The organism is Pedobacter sp. GR22-10 (assembly GCF_026239715.1).
Taxonomy (GTDB): Bacteria; Bacteroidota; Bacteroidia; order Sphingobacteriales; family Sphingobacteriaceae; genus Pedobacter.
Genome location: NZ_JAPIVR010000002.1, coordinates 100111 through 121218, shown reverse-complemented (window position 1 = coordinate 121218; position 21108 = coordinate 100111). Strand labels below are relative to the sequence as shown.

12 protein-coding genes are annotated in these 21108 nt (G+C 38.9%); 9 read left to right on the top strand and 3 right to left on the bottom strand.

The features are described from left to right. The first annotated feature begins 35 nt into the window (after positions 1-35). Complete coding sequence (locus OQX64_RS08040) at positions 36-2447, top strand: hypothetical protein (RefSeq protein WP_265818369.1); 2412 nt, start codon at positions 36-38, stop codon at positions 2445-2447. A gap of 53 nt (positions 2448-2500) precedes the next feature. Here the strand turns inward: OQX64_RS08040 and OQX64_RS08035 are convergent, their stop codons facing one another. Continuing rightward, positions 2501-4024, bottom strand: coding sequence for an OmpP1/FadL family transporter (locus tag OQX64_RS08035; RefSeq protein WP_088302999.1), 1524 nt, complete (start codon positions 4022-4024; stop codon positions 2501-2503). A 20-nt stretch (positions 4025-4044) separates the two neighbouring features. Beyond that, the gene (locus OQX64_RS08030) at positions 4045-5028 is read right to left on the bottom strand and encodes a hypothetical protein (RefSeq protein WP_088302998.1); all 984 of its coding nucleotides are present in this window, start codon (positions 5026-5028) and stop codon (positions 4045-4047) included. A gap of 198 nt (positions 5029-5226) precedes the next feature. On the opposite strand from OQX64_RS08030, the gene proS reads away from it, so the two are divergent. The 5 genes from proS (at position 5227) to OQX64_RS08005 (ending at position 10838) form a co-directional block, all read left to right on the top strand. Continuing rightward, positions 5227-6699: a proline--tRNA ligase gene (gene proS, locus OQX64_RS08025; protein WP_088302997.1), complete on the top strand. Its 1473-nt coding sequence runs from the start codon at positions 5227-5229 to the stop codon at positions 6697-6699. Between the two features lie 66 nt (positions 6700-6765). Continuing rightward, positions 6766-7905, top strand: coding sequence for a cystathionine gamma-synthase (locus tag OQX64_RS08020; protein ID WP_088302996.1), 1140 nt, complete (start codon positions 6766-6768; stop codon positions 7903-7905). A gap of 169 nt (positions 7906-8074) precedes the next feature. After that, positions 8075-8893, top strand: coding sequence for a TIGR02757 family protein (locus tag OQX64_RS08015; protein WP_265818368.1), 819 nt, complete (start codon positions 8075-8077; stop codon positions 8891-8893). A 205-nt stretch (positions 8894-9098) separates the two neighbouring features. After that, positions 9099-9623, top strand: a complete 525-nt coding sequence (locus OQX64_RS08010) for a Crp/Fnr family transcriptional regulator (protein WP_253249089.1) — start codon at positions 9099-9101, stop codon at positions 9621-9623. A gap of 567 nt (positions 9624-10190) precedes the next feature. After that, entirely contained in the window at positions 10191-10838 is a 648-nt protein-coding gene (locus OQX64_RS08005; RefSeq protein WP_088302994.1) for a response regulator transcription factor, read from the top strand. A gap of 17 nt (positions 10839-10855) precedes the next feature. On the opposite strand, the gene OQX64_RS08000 is transcribed toward OQX64_RS08005, so the two are convergent. Then, the gene (locus OQX64_RS08000; protein ID WP_172406585.1) at positions 10856-11032 is read right to left on the bottom strand and encodes a hypothetical protein; all 177 of its coding nucleotides are present in this window, start codon (positions 11030-11032) and stop codon (positions 10856-10858) included. Between the two features lie 950 nt (positions 11033-11982). On the opposite strand from OQX64_RS08000, the gene OQX64_RS07995 reads away from it, so the two are divergent. Genes OQX64_RS07995 through OQX64_RS07985 form a run of 3 tightly spaced genes read left to right on the top strand, consistent with a single transcriptional unit; the run spans position 11983 to position 21073 of the window. Beyond that, on the top strand, positions 11983-18042 hold the full coding sequence (locus tag OQX64_RS07995) for an Ig-like domain-containing protein (RefSeq protein WP_265818367.1): 6060 nt from the start codon (positions 11983-11985) through the stop codon (positions 18040-18042). Positions 18043-18100: 58 nt separating this feature from the next. Further along, entirely contained in the window at positions 18101-19075 is a 975-nt protein-coding gene (locus OQX64_RS07990) for a type IX secretion system membrane protein PorP/SprF (protein ID WP_253249088.1), read from the top strand. A gap of 36 nt (positions 19076-19111) precedes the next feature. After that, complete coding sequence (locus OQX64_RS07985) at positions 19112-21073, top strand: OmpA family protein (protein WP_265818366.1); 1962 nt, start codon at positions 19112-19114, stop codon at positions 21071-21073. The last annotated feature ends 35 nt before the right edge of the window (positions 21074-21108 follow it).

Below are 21108 nucleotides of genomic sequence, written 5' to 3'. Positions count from 1 at the left end.
AAATAAAATCTCGAATTTTAGGCATATCGCTCATTATGCCTTTAAAAATCATTTATATCTGTTGCTTACTTTTTTTAAATGGTTTTGTGCAGGCACAAAATTTTAGGCTGGACAGTGTAGCTATCAATTTGAAACAATATGGTTTAAACTCAGATCATTCCAGTCTTTTTCTTCATTTTGATAAAAATATCTATTCCAATAATGATCAGGTTTGGTTTACAGGCTATTTGCTTAATACGGTAGCGGAATCTGAGCGATATCACACCCTTTATCTATCATTGGTTAATAACGCAGACACTTCCATCGTTTTACAGGAAAAGTTCCTGATTAAAGAGGGGATTGCTTTCGGAAGTTTAGCGCTGCCTGATTCACTTCCAAGTGGCAGATATCGGTTTGTTGCCCATACAAATATGAAGATTAATGATCATTTCGATGGAGAATTTACACAACCGATTACTGTAAAATCGACCACAATTAATCCCTTAACTGCCAACGTTTCAATTTTTAAAAATTTTGATGAGCAAACGAAAAACGGAACAGTGTTATTGCAAGTTTTATCCGGGAATAATCGCTTTGTAGAAAACGCCGAGATCAATTATCAGATCGGCAATGCTGACGAAACCATCAAAACTGGCAAAGCAAAGAGCAGTGTGATTGGTGAGCTGATGATAAATTATCCCGCTGAAAAAATTACAAAGAAAAATAATTTGCTTAAAATCTCGATTAAAAAGAATAATCACCTAAAGTATGTGAATTTTAACTTGCCAGTGCAAGATGAAAAAATGTATCAGTTCAGTTTTTATCCTGAAGGTGGATATTTAATAGATGGCCTGACAAACAAGGTTGGCTTTGAGCTCAAAACTGAGAATGGAAATGTAGTTCAGGGTACGGCGGTTTTATATGAAAATGAAAAAGTTCTGGATACCATTTATACTAATTTACAAGGTATTGGAAGTTTCGTTTTTCAGCCAAATCGCCTTAAACGTTATTATGCTCAGATAATAGGAGCTGGCTTTAATCAATATGACCTGCCCACTATTTTAAATCATGGTGTAGCGCTTAGGCTAAGCTCTGCAATTTCAAATCACGAATTGAAAGCACAGATAGAAAGTAATGATCAGCAGCAGGCTCATGTTGTGGTTCATGATTTTTCAAATATTTTATTGCAATCAAGTTTTGATCTGCAGGCAAATCGTCCTCAAAACATGCGGTTCAAATTAGATTCTATTCCTATTGGTTTGTATGCACTTACGGTATTAAATAATGAATATAAACCCATTGCAGAACGGATCTTTTTTGCGCATTATAATAAGATCAATCGAATTTCAGTAATAACAGATAAGGAAAACTATACCACTAGAGATTCGGTTGAGCTGGATCTGAATGCTATTGGAAGGCAGAATAAACTCCTGCCAGCTATGGTTTCTGTGAGCTGTGTCCAGACAAATAGACTGTCAATTCATAACAATCAAAACATCACTGATTTTTATTTCTTTCAGCAACTCCTTGCTGATTTGCCAACTCATCAATTTAATCTTAAATATAATGATATCAATTATTTGAATGAGGTGTTAATGGTGAGAGGGTGGAGGAGATACCAATGGCCGACAGAAAGCCTGCCGAATGTTAGGCCGAAGCTCGTTTCATTGGAATATAGTGGTGAAGTATTAAAAAACAGGAAGCAGCTGAAGACACCGCTGATATTAAACACTTTTGCTGGCTCAAATATCAATGTGATTAATACGGATAGTTTAGGGAAATTTAATCTGACTGCTGCTAATTTACTTTCAGAAGATCGTGGTAGAGTTTGGCTAAACATTGGCGATAAGAGATATGCCAATTACGAAGTTCTTTTAAATGATCCTTTAAAGGAGATTAGGAATGAAGTAATAAATCAGAAAATCAGTCTTTTGGTAAATCAAACAACAAAATTGAATGATTTAAATCAATCTATAAATATCACCAATGGCATTACGTTAAAAGATGTAGTGATTAAATCTAAAAAAGACAATTTTCTAAATTTCGCTGAGCATGGACCGAATCGATGTGGTGATTATGTGTGTAGGTATAATATTTTAAACTGCGCAAATCATGCCGGATACCAAGACAATAGAAAGCCACTTAAGGGGAAAAGTTACGTACGATCTGGCGGAGGCACAATCGTTTATGCTGGTTGCACCGATCATGAAGATAAACCAAATTTACGAATGCTGAAAGGTATTCATTTGGCTAAAGAATTTTACACTTCTGATGTTTCCAATAAGAGCGAACCAATTAGTTTCGCAACCATTTATTGGAATTATCAGGTAGTGCTTCACGAGTCGGGAAATACTAGGCTTGTTTTTAATACAGGAGATCTTACGGGGAAATTTAAAATCATTGTGCAAGGCATCACTTCGGAAGGAGTCGCCTATGGGGAAAAAGAGATTAATGTCGCTGAAAAATAAAACGGGCCTTTGGTGTTTATGTCAAAGGCCCGTTTTGTTGAAAATTATTTAGACTAGAATCTCACACCAAATGTTAAAAAAACATTGTTTCGGTTGCTTTTTACATCTGCAACTGGCTCTGTGAAGTTATAAAGCTCATATGGAGATGAGTTAAAATTTGTTTTATAGTTTTGATAAGCAACATCAAAATAATAATTATCAATGCGGTAACCAATACCACCGGTATAGTATTGAGCCTGATAAAATGATTTATCACCACCTTTAATACCATTACCATTTAAACCATAACCCGCTCTTAAACTAATTTCCGGACTTACTTTAACCTCTGCACCCACTCTGTAATTCACAGCTTCTTTGTAAAAGTTTTTAACATCCTGATTATTCACATTTATGGTTCTTAAATCTGAACCGTTATCTGCTGAAAAGCGAATCGATGAGTAGTCAACATAATCCACGTCTGCAGAAATCAGGGCCATGCCACCGATAACATAACTTAAACCAGCTGAAGCTTTCAAGGGCGTACGAAGGTTGTAGGTAAAAGTATAATATTGAGGAGCGTTGTTAAAGCTATCAGGTCCGTTATTACTGTTACCACTTAAATTGGCCTGTAGCGTTTCAGCCGTATTATCCTGAATGTTCATCCAGGTAGGGGTCTGGAAATTTAAACCAATTCTCAATTCATTAATCGGCCTGTAAATCATTCCTAATTTAAGGTTAAATCCACCGCCTTTTGTTTCCTGGTTTCTGATTTGAGTCAGATTATAATTTTCATTTCCAGAAAAGCTTTTTTGGGTTTCATTATACCAGTTCGATATACCGGATTCTGTAAAAACAGCATCGCTGATGTATCTGACATTTACAAAACTAGCTGTGGCACCTAAGTATAATTTATTAGAAAAATTTAAAGCACCGGCTACATTAAATTCAGATGTGGAACCGGATCTGTTTTCGATCCAGTTTTGACTGAAGTTATTGTTGCCGAAAGGAGCTGCAGAATAGCTATTTGTAAAGCCTGGTGCACCAAAGTTAATTAAGCTACTTCTGTAGGCATCACCGGCAATCGTTCCGTCAGTACCAAAATCATTCGCCTGATCAACATAAGCATTTCTGATAGAGTTATTATTGTTGATGCCGTTGTAATCAATATTATTTAAGAAATCATTATTACGTGAATAACTTACCCCAAAAACAGTGCTCACTAAGCCTTTATTTACATCTGAACCTTTTGCCTTTGCCGCCGGACTATAAAATACAACGCCTAAATTATTCAGGTTAATCTGACTTTTGTTTGATTTAATGTTATTCCCTAAAAACGAACTGCTATTATCTACGGAATTAAATTCCGGCGTAATGCTAAATTCTGATTTTGTAAAAAGGCCTAATCCGGCAGGATTAGCACTGATGGAGCCAATGTCGCCACCTACGCCAATTTGAGCACCACCCATACCTTTAAAGCGGGCACTGCTACCATAATTTGTTTGCGAAAAACGAAATGCATCTGGTGCATAACTTTGGGCATACGATGTTCCTATAGTGGCTACTGTAGCCAATATCGTTACTAGGATGTATCTTTTCATTGATTTGTGTGTTGCTAATATTAACCTCTGCCTCCTCTTGATGGTCTTGAGCCACCGCCACCGCCGCCATAAGAACCGCCGCCGCTACTGCCACGGCTTGTTGGAGGGGGAGAATAAGTTGGCCTGCTCTCTGTTCTTTGAGGTTGAGGAGCATAATTTTCATTTCTGCCTGGCCTGCTGTAATTGGCATCCGGTCTTGAATAACCACCTTGTTGTCCGTTAGCCTGACTCCTGGTTGGCCTTCCGGCATTGTTATTAGGTGCATAACCTTGTCTGTAAGCACCATTTTGAGGAGCTACGCCCGATCTGTTGGGTCTGCCCATATTGCTGCCACCATTGCTATTTCCATAACCTCTGCTGTTCATGGTATTTCCTGGTCTGGCCCTGTAACTGTTGTTGCCGGTGTAAATACCGCCACCGTAGAAACCACCGCCATAGCCCCAGCCTCCGCCGTACCAGCCACCGCCCCAACCGAAGCGATCATAATAAGAATATGGCCCCCAGTTATTCCAGCCAAAATTGTTCCAGCCAAAACCCATGTTACCATAGTAAAAAGGATTATTCCAGATGCTGCCATAACCAAGTCCTATACCAAAGCCACCGCCCCAGCCACCTAATCCATAACCACTACTCCAGCCTAAACCACCATAACCTAAATAATTGGTGGCGCCATAAGAATTACCATATGAAAAATTATCATAATACGGGTCATAATATCCTCTCCAGCTCGTACCATTAGAAAAGCGATTGATTCTGGAAGAGTAATCCATATCATAATACGGGTTACTGGTACCATAATATTCGTCATAACCATCCTGGTTCTGATTATCATTTTGGTTCTGGGCGTACTGCTGCTGCGGAATAATTTCCACCTCTCTTGCCTTTGCCACAGAATTATAAACATCATCATTCTGGCTGGTTGTAGCCAGTTTGGATGTAGTGCACGACGCCACCAGCCCTGCGGCGGCAATCATAACAATGGGTAAAAAATTGATTGGTTTCATTGTGCTTATATTTAGTTGTGTGTGTACAAATTTAAATAAAATTGACGCTACGGCCATTTAATTGCGCCATTTATTAAATCAGATTAATGTCTTATTATAAATGCCAGCGCTACATAATCGTTTTGTAGGCATAAATTTATAAATTTGTGATCTAATTTCACATTATTTAACACACAAATTACGTTCCAAATACATAACATGAGCAAAGAAATTACAAGCCGTTCAGCAGATTATTCACAGTGGTACAATGATATCGTATTAAAGGCCGACCTCGCTGAGCACTCAGCAGTTAGGGGTTGCATGGTTATAAAGCCTAATGGTTATGCCATATGGGAAAAAATGCAGGCCGTATTAGATAAAATGTTTAAAGATACCGGTCACAGTAATGCTTATTTTCCTTTATTCATACCTAAGTCATTTTTTTCAAAGGAAGCCTCTCATGTAGAGGGATTTGCCACTGAATGTGCAGTTGTGACACACTACCGTTTAAAGAATGATGGAAATGGTAATATTGTAGTCGATGAGACCGCAAAATTAGAAGAAGAACTGATTGTTCGCCCAACTTCTGAAACCATTATCTGGAATACCTATAAAGGATGGATACAGTCTTATCGTGATCTCCCTATTCTGATTAACCAGTGGGCCAATGTGGTGCGGTGGGAGATGAGAACCCGTTTATTTTTGCGTACTGCTGAGTTTTTATGGCAGGAAGGGCATACTGCTCATGCTACAGCGGAGGAGGCCATTGAGGAAACAGAACGCATGTTGCATATTTATGCAGATTTTGCTGAAAACTGGCTGGCTGTACCTGTTATTAGAGGTCGGAAATCGCCCAATGAAAGATTTGCGGGTGCTTTGGATACTTACTGTATAGAAGCCTTAATGCAGGATGGTAAAGCACTACAGGCCGGAACTTCTCACTTTTTGGGTCAGAATTTTGCAAAGGCATTTGATGTGAAATTTACAGGTAAAGATGGTAAGCTGGATCATGTGTGGGCAACTTCATGGGGTGTTTCCACTCGTTTGATGGGCGCACTGATTATGGCACATAGTGATGATTCAGGATTAATTATCCCGCCAAAACTGGCCCCGGTTCAGGTTGTGATCATTCCGATTTACAAGGGTGAAGAAGATCTTGCTAAAATTACAGCCTATGTGAACGAACTGACCATGCGATTGAAAGGCATGGGTGTTTCAGTAAAGTATGATGATCGAGATACCCAGCGTCCGGGCTTTAAATTTGCTGATTATGAATTAAAAGGGGTGCCGATTCGCATTGCTATTGGTGGCAGAGATCTGGAAAATAAAACAGTTGAAATTGCCAGAAGGGATACCAAGCTGAAACAAACGGTGCCACAGGAAGGTCTTGATATTTATATCATCAAATTACTGGAAGACATCCAAACTTGTATGTTCAATAAAGCATTGGAATATAGAGATGCACATATTACGGAAGCCAATTCTTACCAGGAATTAAAAGATTTATTGGATACAAAAGCAGGTTTTATTTCTGCCCACTGGGATGGCACACCTGAAACAGAGCAAAAAATTAAAGAAGAAACCAAAGCAACGATCCGTTGTATTCCATTGGATAACAAATTGGAAGATGGCATTTGTATTTATTCAGGCAAACCGTCTACCCAAAGAGTGTTGTTTGCAAGGGCATATTAATTGGTAATGACAGGGGATGAATTATAAAACTCAATTCTGGATTCCCTGTCTCAAATCTTAGAAAAAATGAAATTCGGAACAAAAGCAATACATGCAGGTCAGGAACCTGATCCAACAACCGGCGCTGTGATGACGCCTATATATCAAACTTCAACCTACTGGCAGAAATCGCCTGGAGACAATAAAGGATATGAATATTCAAGAGGTACCAATCCAACACGAAAGGCCTTGGAAGATTGCCTTGCAGCTTTAGAAAATGCGAAGTATGGCCTTGCTTTTTCGAGTGGAATGGGTGCTACAGATGCCGTTTTGAAATTGCTTCAACCAGGTGATGAAGTAATTACCGGAAATGATTTATATGGTGGTTCATACCGGATCTTCACCAAAATTTTTACCAAATATGGGATTAAGTTTCATTTTCTGGATCTTTCCAAACCAGAGCATATGCTACCTTATATCAACGATAAAACAAAATTGGTATGGATTGAAACACCTACAAATCCAACCATGCAGATTATTGATATTGAAGGGGTGGCAAAAATTACAAAAGAGAAAAATCTGATCCTGACTGTTGATAATACCTTTGCTTCGCCATATTTACAAAACCCGATTGATTTAGGTGCCGATATTGTGATGCACTCCGTTACCAAATATATTGGAGGCCACTCTGATGTGGTTATGGGTGCTTTGGTAACCAGTGATGAGCAGCTTTACAAAGACCTTTGGTTTATCTACAATGCCTGCGGCGCAACACCAGGACCTCAGGATTCCTTTCTGGTTTTGCGTGGCATCAAAACTTTGCATTTGCGGATGAAAGCACATTGTGAAAATGGTGAACGTATTGCTCATTTCCTGAAAAACCATCCAAAAGTAGATAAAATTTACTGGCCGGGCTTTGAAGATCATCCTAATCATGATGTGGCAAAAAAACAAATGCGTGGTTTTGGTGGAATGATTTCTATTACGCTTAAAGGAGCAGACCTACAGGAAACATTCAGGATCTCCTCTAATTTTAAGGTATTTACACTTGCTGAATCTTTGGGAGGCGTAGAGTCTTTAATTAATCACCCCGCAACCATGACGCACGGTTCAATCCCTAAGGAAGAACGTGAAAAAGTAGGGGTTACTGATAATTTACTTCGTTTAAGCGTTGGGGTGGAAGATATTGAGGATCTTTTAGAAGATCTTGAGAACGCCCTCGCATAGCTTATTTTTCGGGCAGATGTGATCATTTGCCCGATCTTTTATATATCCGATTTCTGATTCACACGAATCTATCCTAAGCTGGCTTATCCTTTTTCATCTGCAACCTGCAAATTATATCATTTGATTAATTAATGAAGAAAGTCTGGATGCTTTTCTTTATCCCGTACAAATGCAATTTTTAGAACTCAAAAACTTTCTTGATCAAAAGGTTGAACAATATAATCAGATTGATTTTATTGCGAATGATCCGATTTGCATCCCACATAGCTTTAAGAAAAAGCAAGACATAGAAATAGCGGGTTTTTTTGCTTCAATTTTGGCCTGGGGTCAACGCAAGACCATTATAAATAAGTGTAAAGAACTGCTGCTTAGAATGGATAATGCACCTTATGATTTTATGGTGAATCATGAAGATGGGGATTTAAGACAACTGCTGGGTTTCAAGCATCGTACGTTTAATGATACGGATCTGCTTTATTTTATTTCTTTTTTTAAGTTACATTATCAAAATTATGATAGCCTGGAGCAGGCATTTTTAATTCCACAAAATCATGCTGTTGGAATATTGGCTACTTCTGTACCCGGCGGCGAGCCCATCAGGCAGTCAACTATTGAAGATTCTTTGAACTATTTTAGGGCCTATTTCTTCTCGCAGGAAGATTTTCCGCACCGAACCAAGAAGCATATATCTTCACCAAAACAAAAGTCTACCTGCAAGCGGTTAAATATGTTTTTACGCTGGATGGTCAGAAAAGACGATCATGGTGTCGATTTTGGAATCTGGAACACACTTCATTCTTCAGATTTGATTTGTCCCTGTGATGTGCATGTAGATCGGGTAGGGCGCTTACTAGGCCTAATTCACAGAAAGCAAACTGATTGGCAAACTGCTGTAGAATTGACAGCGCATCTGAAACAATTTGATCCTAATGATCCGGTTAAATATGATTATGCGTTATTCGGATTAGGAGTAGAGAAAATTTTATAAAATAAGTCAAATTTGAGAAATGTCAAGAAAAAATTCTTTTCTTTGGATTAATGTTTTACTGTTCGTGTGTACACGTAGTGAGGCATTTTTTAGCCCTTTACTTAGTTGTTTATAAATGATTGCTGTTAATTTATCTGATGAAGATAAATGGAAAAGATTTAATAATTCTTCTCCATTGATATCGATTTTCAAAAAATTCCATCCTTTGAATAAAGAAATTGAACAGCGCATCAATCAGTATACTTTTCCGGTAAGCTATAAAAAAAATAAATTCATCATGTCGCCTTTAGACCGAAATGAATATTTATTTCTAATCGTAAAGGGAATAGTCAGAGGTTTTGTTAAAGATGCCAATCTGGAAATTACAACCTGGATTTCAAAAGAAAATGAAATTGTAGGTACAATCAGTAATCTATGGGTAAATGCTGATTCAGAAGAATATTTACAGGCCCTGGAAGATGTTGATTTGATTGCCCTTCCGCATGAACTTACAGAATATCTTTTTGAACACTTCCCTGAGGCAAATATTGTAGGCAGGAAAATAATGGAGTTGTATTATCGTTCTGCTGAAGAGCGGGCCTATCTTTGCAGAATCTCATCTGCAGAAAAAAGATATAAGCGCTTTCTGATGTCTTTTCCCGATTTAATTCATCGCGTTTCACTTAAGCACATTGCATCTTTTCTGGCCATTCGTTTAGAAACTTTAAGCCGGATCAGGGCAAAAATCTAAATGAATAAGGTTAATGCCATTTGTTGAAAATATGTTCTGACTATTACGATTAAACTTGAGTCAGATTATTATTCATCGTTAAATTCATATAGTTACAATTATTGTGGATTACTATTTAATTTGTGATGATGTGATGTTTCATTAACAATAGTTTTCATAATTAAGTTCCTCTCTTCCCATCTTTATTTATCGTACCGGCTACTGATTTTTTGAGGTTTTCATTGCTATAATTGTAAAAATGGTAAATGTTTTCGTAATACTTAATTAAAATCAGCTAAAATTCAAATTTTTGAACGTATTTAGCGAAATTAATCGATTTAGTGCAGAGAAAATTCTTGGTATAACGTTTTACTAAAAATAAGTAAGATTTTCATAGCTTGCACGTTATTAAACGGATTGAAGATGCAAATAAATTTTTTTTCGTAAAAAAATGTAAAAACAAGCAAAATTGTATAATAATGTTTACATTTGAGCCATCAATAAAATAGTCTTTTTTTGAAAGGAACGGACTACGGAATATGGTAAAATTGATAATTTTGAGAATAATTACAACTTTATAAACACACAATGAAACCAAAAAATACGGGAAGTACTTTCACTGTACTTATTGCTGATGATCATGAGATTGTTCGCAGAGGGTTAAAAAATTTAATATCTGATTTCTGGTCAGGGGTTGAAATTATCCATGCCAGTACAATGGAAGAGGCATTAGTTGAAGCTCAGAAAGCGCCTAATTTAATTATTATTGATGTTAACCTTCCAGGTGGGAATAACTTAAAGGTAATTGACCAGATTAAATCTGTTCAGGCTACAGCTAAAATCTTGGTTTTCTCTTCACTGAATGAAAATATTTATGCTGTTCCATATTTAAAGTCTGGTGCTTCAGGTTATTTGACTAAGAATGCAGAAGAATCTGAAATTGTAACGGCTATTACCACGATTTTAGCAGGAAGCCGTTATTCGAGCAGAAATGTTAAAGAAAACATGTTCAACAGCATTTTAGGAAATGATGCCGATAATCCATTTACTAAACTGTCTGGTAGAGAATTAGAAGTAGCAGAACTTCTGACCAAAGGAATAGGCGTTTTAGATATTTCTAATCAGCTGAATTTACAAATGGGAACTGTTAGTACTTATAAATTAAGATTGTTCCAGAAGCTGAAAATCAAAAGTATTATTGAACTCGCTGAAAAAATGAGTATTTACGAAAAATAGAAAGAGTTTAACTCTTTCTATTTTTTATGGGTTTGTTTTTTAGCCGTACCTGTTCCATTTTCATCTGCTGATTCATTTGGGGTATCGCCTGATTGTCCGTATTTTTCAGATGCGCCTTTACCATTCTGATCAAATGTGGCTTTCTCTTTTGATGTGCCTTGTGTTTTATCGCTGGTATTATCTTTTGTGCTCATATTATTAATATTTATATAATTATTAGGATAACATATTAAAAGAAGTAATAGTTTTATATTAATGTTGGAATATTAATATCAATATTTATTATCCGAAGATTTTTATGCATACTTTTGTCAACTTTAATTGCATATGTTGCCATAACTATATGTTTTCTCGTTGAGAATAAATATTTTTGTTTATACCAATCAAACTTTTAGTTATTTTATGTCAACTCAAATTGATAATCCGCCATCAAGGGTATGCCCAGTGTGCCCTTCTTGTAAAAATCCGGAAACATCCAGGGTGCCAAGAGGATTTATTTTTAAGGTACTAATGCCATTTGTTCAGGTAAGGCATTTTAAGTGCTACAGATGTTTTAAGAAATTTTATGTTTTTTCACGTTAACTGAATATGTTTTATTCAGTAATTGGTTTAGAATTACATGTTATGAACAGTGCCTGAAAATATGATCTTATCATCTGAAATGACATTAATTTGTGTTCGCCCGATCTTTTAATCTTATAAATGATTTGTTTAAGGTTATACTATATAATCTTATAGCAAGTCGTATATCTTTTTTAAGCCGTTTCCTATTAAGTAAATGTCGTCTCCTATAAGACTTTAATTCTGATACTAACTGAATCAGATATTTAACCTGTTTGCTCCAACCAGATATATTGTTAATTCACGCTGTTTTTAAGTTGTACTTCCTTTATCTCAAAAAAAAACGTTTGATAATTATCAAAGTCTTTGATTTTATGTATAATTAATAATGCAAAAATACAGGCATTAATTTTTTAATTGAGATTCTTTCCGGATATTTGCAGCCTTATTTTAAATAAGGAGATGTAAGTTTCAAAATGAACTTAAAGCATCTTCTTTATAAGATAGATAGGTATTAACTGTGCCTTAAAACCAAAAAACTACTGCAACATCTTATTGCTGCAATTTAATATTCTATTCCTGTATGATTAAAGTTTTATTTCATTTACGTATTTACCTACGTAATGATTTTGCACCTATTGTGTATGAAACAAATAGGTTTATAAATTGTTTTATAAAATTTATTTTTATTTTTTTTCTGTTCTCTGCATACGCTGTTGATGCATTTTCGCAGTTTACCATTACAGAGAATTTTAGGGGATCTGGTTCTCCGCAAATCATTATAGGTGGTCCTGGCGGAGCAGATGGTACGGCAATTTTAACTTCAGGAGTAGCTGATCCGCTTGGTGCCGGATGGTTGCGTTTAACCAATTCAACTGTTAATCAGCGTGGCTATGCCTATGTAGACAAATCTTTTCCCTCAACATTAGGTGTATTGATCGACTTTGAATACAAGATGTGGCGCAATGCGGCAAACAGTGAAAATAATTATAATGGAGGTGATGGTATTGCTGTATTCTTATTTGATGCCAGTCAGCCTTTCAGGTTAGGTGGCTTTGGAGGGTCTTTAGGTTATGCTCCCAATATTCAATCAACCCCCCCGGTTCTTGATGGCTTAGCCGGCGGCTATATTAGTGTAGGTTTGGATGCGTTTGGTAATTATGGAAATGCCATCGAGGGTAGAAATGGTGGTTTTGGTACGAGCGAAACAGCTAATACCGTTGTTGTAAGGGGTATTACCACGTCAAACAGAACTGAGCAGACTGTTGACGGCATATTACCAACCAATAGATTTTTAACCGGGGTACGTTTAGGAAATAGAAATGGTAATATTGGTGATATCAGACTAAGAAATGAAATTGATTATAATATAGGTACAGGACCAGGAAATTCATTTTCAGATACCAGGCCCACCGACGAACAATTTTTTAGAAGAGTACAAATTGAAATCAAGCCGGAATCAGGGCAATACCGGGTAATTGTGAGAATGGAAAAATCTGCTGAAGGTCCATTTGCAGAATTGATCAATTATTTATCTCCTGACGTGCCGCCGGCAACGCTGAAAATGGGTTTTGCAGCATCAAGCGGTGGCGCTTTCAACTATCATGAGATCCGCAATTTACTGGTGACTACACCTGGTAACATCAGGGTTGTGAAACGTGCAAACCGTGACATTCTTCAGGCGGGCACAAATAATGAGGTAACCTACACGCTAGATGTCATCAATGATACCAATGCCGCATTGACTAATGTGCAATTCAATGATCAGCTGACTGATGCCAAGGGTAATGCGCTTTCCAACGGGGCATTCACCATTAACAGCATTATTCCTACCGGATTTACAAGTGCTAATTTTACACCTGCCAGCCCAAATACAACTGGCCGGATTGCCGGTAGTTTTGATATTGCCGCAAACGCGTCTGCTAAAATTGTCGTCTCGGGATCGCTGAATACAATACCAACCGGTAATGTGCTTAACAACACCGTTAATATTACTACTACGGATATTCAGGATCAGGATATAAATAATAATACATCAGTGGCCAGTATTCCTGTTCAGGCAACAGGAACAGATGCTTTCATCGATAAAACAGCTGATCGCTATTGTCTGAATACTTCTGGTAATACGACGACGACTTTTACCATGCGGGCTGGTAACGTTGGTAACAGGCCGATGGAAAATCTTTCCAATACTGCAATTGGTAACCATTTGGTCATTACGAAAACTATACCTTCAGGATATACCTTTACTGCAGGTTCAAGTACCGGCTGGGATATTTCACAATCAGGATCTACAGTAACCTATATCAGTAATCAGCCGATAGACGTTCAAGGGGGCAGGTATTATAATTTCCCTATCACTTACAGTCTCACAGGCTCAGGAAATTATAATGATGAAGCCAAAATTGCCTATAGTAACTATAGTACGACAAGTGCTTCAAGTGATATCGAACCGCCTGAAAATACCTCAAATAATACGAGTATCACAAGGCTTTCCACACCGGTAAATCCTGTAATAGTTAAAAGTTCAGTAACGTATTGCCAGGGTACAACTGCGCCGTCATTAGTTTCTTCTGTTTCTACCCCGCCTTCGGGTGATACTTTATTGTGGTATACAAGTATAAACGGAACTTCGAGTGTCAATGCTCCAATTCCCGGAACGTCAGCAGTAGGCAATACAACCTATTACGTGAGCCAAACCAATGGAAGCTGTGAAAGCGATAAAGTTCCGATCGTAGTTACGATAACTCCTGCATTAACAGCTGGAACGATTTCAGGAGATCAGACATTTTGTACAACAGGTGATCCTGTGGCTTTCACACAGTCTGCTCCATCAGGAGGATCAGGCAGCTATAGTTACCAATGGCAGTCCTCTACCACAAGTTCAACAGCGAACTTTACAGATATATCAGGCGCTAATTCGGCTGTTTATGATGCACCAGTTATAGGTCAAACTACATATTTCAGAAGGATGGACAGCGCTACAGGGGGAGGGTGCGATCCGGCACCAACAAATGTCTTAACCGTTACCATACAATCTACATTAAGCAATAATATCATCACAGCACCTGCCATCACGGCTTTCTGTGAAAGTGGCGATCCGGGAAATATTACCGGTACTGTGCCTGTTGATGGTTCAGGCAGCTACAATTATCAATGGCAGTCTAGTTTGGATAATTTAAATTTCACCGACATCAGCGGAGCGACTCAGCTATCTTACGACCCTGGCGTGCTCACTTCAACTACCTATTTCAGGAGGCAGGTCACTTCTGGAAGTTGCGCCATTCCAACAGTAAGCGGAGTTGTTCAGATCACAGTTAATCCTTTACCAACTATTTACAATGTAACAGGCGGAGGTATTTATTGTGCAGGTACGGCAGGTGTAGAGGTCGGTTTATCCAACTCACAAACGGGTGTAAGTTATCAACTGCAAATGGCCGGCATCAATACGGGAAATCCAGTTTTGGGAAATGGTTCTGCTATTTCGTTCGGTAATCAAACCGGGGCCGGTACTTATACCATAACAGCCACCAGTTCTACTACGCCAGTTTGTATACAGGCCATGAATGGCAGTGCGACAATTAATATTACCAATAAGCCATCGGCCAATACCTATGCGGTAACTACCAATGAAGATGTCATGTTAACTGGGAATGCAACCACAACAGACCCGGATGGCGATCATTTAACTTATACGAAAGCTTCAGATCCGGCACACGGAACCGTAACGGTTTTTGAGACAGGTGCATATAGTTATGCGCCCGGATTGAATTATAATGGCCCTGATTCCTTTACCGTTTTGGTGAACGATAATGTATGCGGAACTTCATTGGTAACTGTTAATATCACAGTTGTTCCTGTAAACGATGCACCTGCATTTATCAAAGGCAGCAATCAGCTGGTTAATGCAAATTCAGGTTTGCAAACTGTAACCGGATGGGCGTCAGGAATCAGTACCGGTCCGGTGAACGAATCGGCTCAAGTTGTTGATTTTATTACCAGTAATGATAACAATGATTTATTTAGTGTTCAACCAGCTGTATCTTCTAACGGAAATCTAACCTTTACGCCTTCGGGTAACTTTGCCGGCAGAGCGACTGTATCAGTAGCCATTCATGATAATGGCGGTACTGAAAACGGTGGCGTTGATCAGAGTCGGATACAAACCTTTGTCATTGAAGTTAAACCTGTTGGTACTGCTGATGAGATCACCACCCTGACAAATACACCAGTTATTACTACCGTAAAAGGGAATGACGGTGCAACAGCGACCAATAGTACAGTTTCCGCTACCAACGGTACCCACGGTTCAACAACTGTTGATGTTTTAGGAAAAGTAACCTATACCCCGAACAGTGGCTATACCGGAACCGATACTTATACTTATACGCTCACTACAGCTGATGGTGTGATGAGTGACCCTATTTTAGTTAAGGTGGTTATTTATCCCACAGTGGTATTATCAGGCCCTGCCTCGGTAAATGAGAACGCAGGAACTGTTAATTATACGGTCACCCTTTCCGGAACAGCGGGTACCGTTCTGGCATCGCCGGTTTCGGTTGTTACCGCAATTATTAATGGTACAACAAATTCCAATGATTATAATTTCAGCCCGCAAACACTTACATTTCCTGCAGGTACGGTATTAGGGCAGCCAGGCAGTACCATTACTTTTCCGGTGATCATTAATGATGATGGTATCAATGAAGATGATGAAAATTATACCATCACCATTCAGAACCTAAATGGTCCGGCATCTCTTGGAAATGCGGCTGTACAGACTACTATTCTTGATAACCGCCCACTTATAGCCACTATAAAGGCAGGAAATGATGGTAATGAAAATGGTACTATCAATGGAACGTTTATCATTACATTGAGCAAGCCATCTGCTACCAATACTGTAATCAGTTATACTTTAAGCGGCACTGCGAGAGAAGGAGAAGACTATACTCCAGTGGTAAAAACAGTGACAATCCCGGCAGGTGCAACTTCAGCAGTGATTCAAATTCCGGTGCTTGGCGATGGTCTAATCGAAGGAAACGAAACTGTAATGGCTACGTTGACTACCTCAACCAATCCATCGCTGGTGATCCTTCGCGTACCTGCAACCATCATGATCATCGACGGAACAACCGGAACGGTTACTGTAGCCGGAACGAAAGATGGTGCAGAACCATCAACTCCGGGGCAATTTACCTTTACGCTTAGTCAGGTTTCTACAACTGATACCAAAATAGATTTTGTTGTATCAGGAACAGCAACTGCAGGATTAGATTATACTTCGCTAGGTTCTTCAATTGTCATCCCGGCAGGTGCAACATCAGTGACCTTAAACGTGCCTGTGCTGGACGATAACCTCAATGAAGGAAATGAGACCGTCGTTTTAACGATGGTTGGCGTTACTGATAATCCACACATTACCGCAATAACAACACCTGCGGTAGTCTATATCAGAGACAACCGGGCTCCTGTTGCGAGTGCTCCTGGAATTACCACGACTCAAAATACTCCGTTTAATGGAGTTATTACGGCATCTGATCCAGATGGCGACGTAATGACATTCAACACTTCAGTAACACCAGCTCACGGAACGGTGACCCTTAACGGAAACTCCTATGTGTATACACCGGCAACAGGATATACCGGCACAGATTCATTCACCGTTACAGTAAGTGATGGTAAAGGTGGAGTAGCTACCGTAACCATTCCGGTAACAGTAACCCCAATAAATATACCTGCCGTTAGTTCTATTGCATTAATTAAAACAGCTGCATTGAACGGTAATCAAATCACTTATACATTTCTGATCAAAAACACAGGAACAGTAACTTTAAACAGTGTAACCTTAACAGATTCCAGGCTTGGGATTAATAATAAGGCAATTGCTGTTGCAGGCGGTTTGCTTCCGGGAGCAACGGTAACTGATGCAGCTATTTATACCATTACACAAACAGATAAAGATCTGGGTGCAGTAACCAATACCGCAACCGCAAATGCAAAAACAGCTGATAATGTTAATGTGAGTGATATTTCAGGTACACAGGAAAACAATGATGCCCCTACGGTTACCAGTTTTCCTAAATCTCCAAAAGCAGTTGATGATGCCGCGGTGGTGACGGCAAATGCACCGGTAACCATCAATATTATGTTAAATGACGATGCCGGAAGTTCGACTTTTGTAAAATCAAGCATAGAAATTGTAAGTCAGCCTAGAAATGGCCGCATAGTGATAAATGCAGATGGTACAGTAACCTTTACGCCAAATACAGGCTTTATCGGTAGCGATACCTTTACCTATAGGCTAAAAGATGCCAATGGATACTATACCAATATCGCATCAGTAGTAATTACGGCCAGTTTTACAGAAATTAAAATTCCAAACCTGTTCACGCCAAATGGTGATGGTGTTAATGATGCATTTGAAATTATTGGCTTAAATCAATATCAGTCAAATGAACTGCAAATCATTAACCGTTGGGGAAATGAAGTCTTCCATACGAAAGGATATCAAAACAACTGGACTGGTGAGGGCTTAAATGAAGGTACTTACTATTACTTGTTGCGAGTTAAAAAAACCGGAAGTAATGAAGTGGAAGTATTTAAGGGGTACACTACATTAATCAGGGCATTTAAAAATTAGAAAATGACTTTTAAGAAGTTATCCCGTTAAAAGGTGGACTTCTGTTAAGGATATTAAAATGATGAAAAAAATATTATTGTTAATCGGTTGTTGCGTTTTATTTCTCTCGCAGCATTCGGTGGCGCAGCAGGATGCGCAGTTTAGCCAGTACATGTTTAACGGGATTTATATCAATCCGGCTTATGCTGGTTATAAAGAAGTACTGAATGTACATAGCTTTTACAGAAGTCAGTGGACAGGTATTTCCGGGGCACCGCGCACCATGTCATTAGCCGTAGATGCCACGGCAAACAGCCAGAATGTGGGCCTTGCGCTCCAGGTTTCAAGCGACAAATTAGGCGCACAAACGAATCTGAGTATTTATGGGAATTATGCTTACCGGATACGGATGAATGATGACGGGAGTTCAAGACTTGCTTTAGGATTAGGTGTAGGTATGATACAATTGGGTATTGACGGATCGATGCTCAACCCAAATCATACAGAGGTTTTTCAACCCGTTGGAGTGCAGCGTACAATCGTCCCTGATGCACGTGCAGGCGTTTATTTTGCTAATGATCGTTATTATGCTGGTTTATCGGTTGATAACCTGATTGCTACTTACATCAATGTTGATCGCTATGCTTTTATTTCCCAACCAAAACCCCATTACTATTTAACCGCGGGCGCATTATTTCCACTGTCTGAAGATTTTCAGATCAAGCCATCGTTTTTGCTTAAAGACGACCGGGGAGGGCCCACCAGTTTAGATCTAAATGCATTTTTAATGATTAAAGAGGTTTTGTGGGTAGGTGGTTCTTACCGTACCGGATTAAAAATTTACGACAAAAGTTACCTTCAAAAAGACCTTAGTCAGCGAAATTCAGCAGTTGCATCCATTCAGATTTTTCCTTCAGAAAAGCTGCGGATTGGCTATGGCTATGATTTTTCCATTGGTGCATTACAAGGCTACAGCGGAGGCACGCATGAAATATCAATTGCTTATTCCTTTATTAAGCCAAACATCAGGTTGGCTACACCGAGGGTATTTTAATTAAATCGACTATTAAAGGAATTTTTAGCTATTATAATGAATAAAAAACTACAAAAAATATATTTTACCGTTTGTTGCGTGTTGGCTTTATCAGGTTCAGTAAATGCCCAGTATATATTAAAATCTGCAGATCACCAGTTTGAGTTGTTTAATTATGCGAAGGCTATTGATTTATATGAACAAGCTTTTAGAAAAAAGGAAAATTTACATACGGCAGAGCGTTTGGCCATGGCATATGCCTTTATCAATAATTATAAACAGGCCGAAAGCTGGTATGCCATAGCTGCAAAAATGCCGGGGAGCAAGCCTGAAAATCTACTGGGTTATGCCAAGGCACTTCAAAGCAATTCAAAATATAACGCAGCTAAAGTTCAGTACACATCATATATTAAGCTCGGTCAGAACATTTCCGAAAAAGATGCAAACGTTTGGCTGGCTTCCTGCGATTCAGCTTCAAAATGGATGAAGAATCCCCGGCAAGTTGAAATAATTAATCAGAAAGAACTGAACAGTCCGCAGTCTGACTGGGGATCTGTTGGATACAATGGTGCCATTGTGCTTACGTCAGACCGAACTACAGTTACTCCCGGTTTGGTGTCAGAATCGCCCTTTTTAAGATTTGATGGAGCAAAAATGCCTGATCAAAAGATCTACGGCTGGACAGGTAATGGTTACCTGAAATTGTATATCAAAACTTCTTCTACAGACAGTTTAAAAATGTTTCCTCTGCAAACCGGTGCCCGTTATCATGTGGGCTCAGCCACTTTTACTGCTGATGGAAATACGATGTACTTCACGATGACAAAGATTCCCGAATCCTTAAAGAAGATAAAAAATAAACCCAGTACTGTAAATGTGTCTATTTATAGCAGCGTGAAGGATGCCAGTGGGAATTGGGGAGCACCGGTGGCTTTTGTGCATAATGCGATCAACGAATATTCTGTTGGTGATCCTTTTATTTCTGGTGATGGCAGGAGTCTGTATTTTTCTTCAAACAAACCCGGTGGGAAAGGTGGAACAGACATTTATGTTTGTTTGAAAAATGATACAGGTAAGTGGGGCAGTCCGGTCAACCTGGAGCAAATCAATACAGCAGGCAATGAACGTAGCCCCTTTGCTGTAGCCGGGAACAATTTGTATTTCGCAAGTGATGGCCATGTTGGAATGGGCAGTCTTGATGTTTTTCACGCATTAAAGAATACTGCAGGCGCCTGGCAGGTTGAAAATCTGGGTTATCCTTTCAACTCGCCTCAGGATGATTTTGCCTTTAGTTTAAATCAGAAAAGCGGCGTGGCACATCTGTCGTCAAACCGTTCGAATGGGATGGGTAGTGACGATATTTATCTGCTTGATCTGAAGTCTGTCCGTGCTGTTGAACTGACTGGAAAAATTTATGATCGTAAAAGCAAACAGCCTGTTGCCGGTGCATTGGTTACCTTGACAAGAATTAACGGAGGAAGTTCAAAAGTAGAAACAGATAATCAGGGGAAATATAAATTTAGTTTATCAGCCGGATCAGCTTACACAGTGTCGGCAGAGGCTAGTCATTTTCGTACTGATGCCGTAAACCTTGACATAGTCTCTGTCGATAAGGTATCGGCGATCGTTCAGGATTTGCACCTGGAGCCGATAGAATTAGAAAAGGAAATCAGGTTAGAAAACATTTACTATGACTTTGAAAAATGGAATGTCCGTCCTGATGCGGCAATTGAACTGGATGCACTTGTCAAAATTATGAAAGATAATCCAACCATCTGGATCGAGATCGAATCGCATACTGATAGCCGCGGTCATGATGCCTTTAACTTGAGGTTATCGCAAAAGCGTGCTGAATCTGTGGTGGAGTATATCATTTCAAGGGGCATAGATAAAAACCGGATTGAAGCAAAAGGCTACGGAGAAACAAGGTTAATCAATTCATGTGCTAATGGGATGGCTTGCAGCGAGGAAGAGCATCAGTTGAACAGGCGTACAGAATTCAAAATTGTTAAACAATAAGAGGTACACTCAGGTTACCATAATAGTAAATTAAT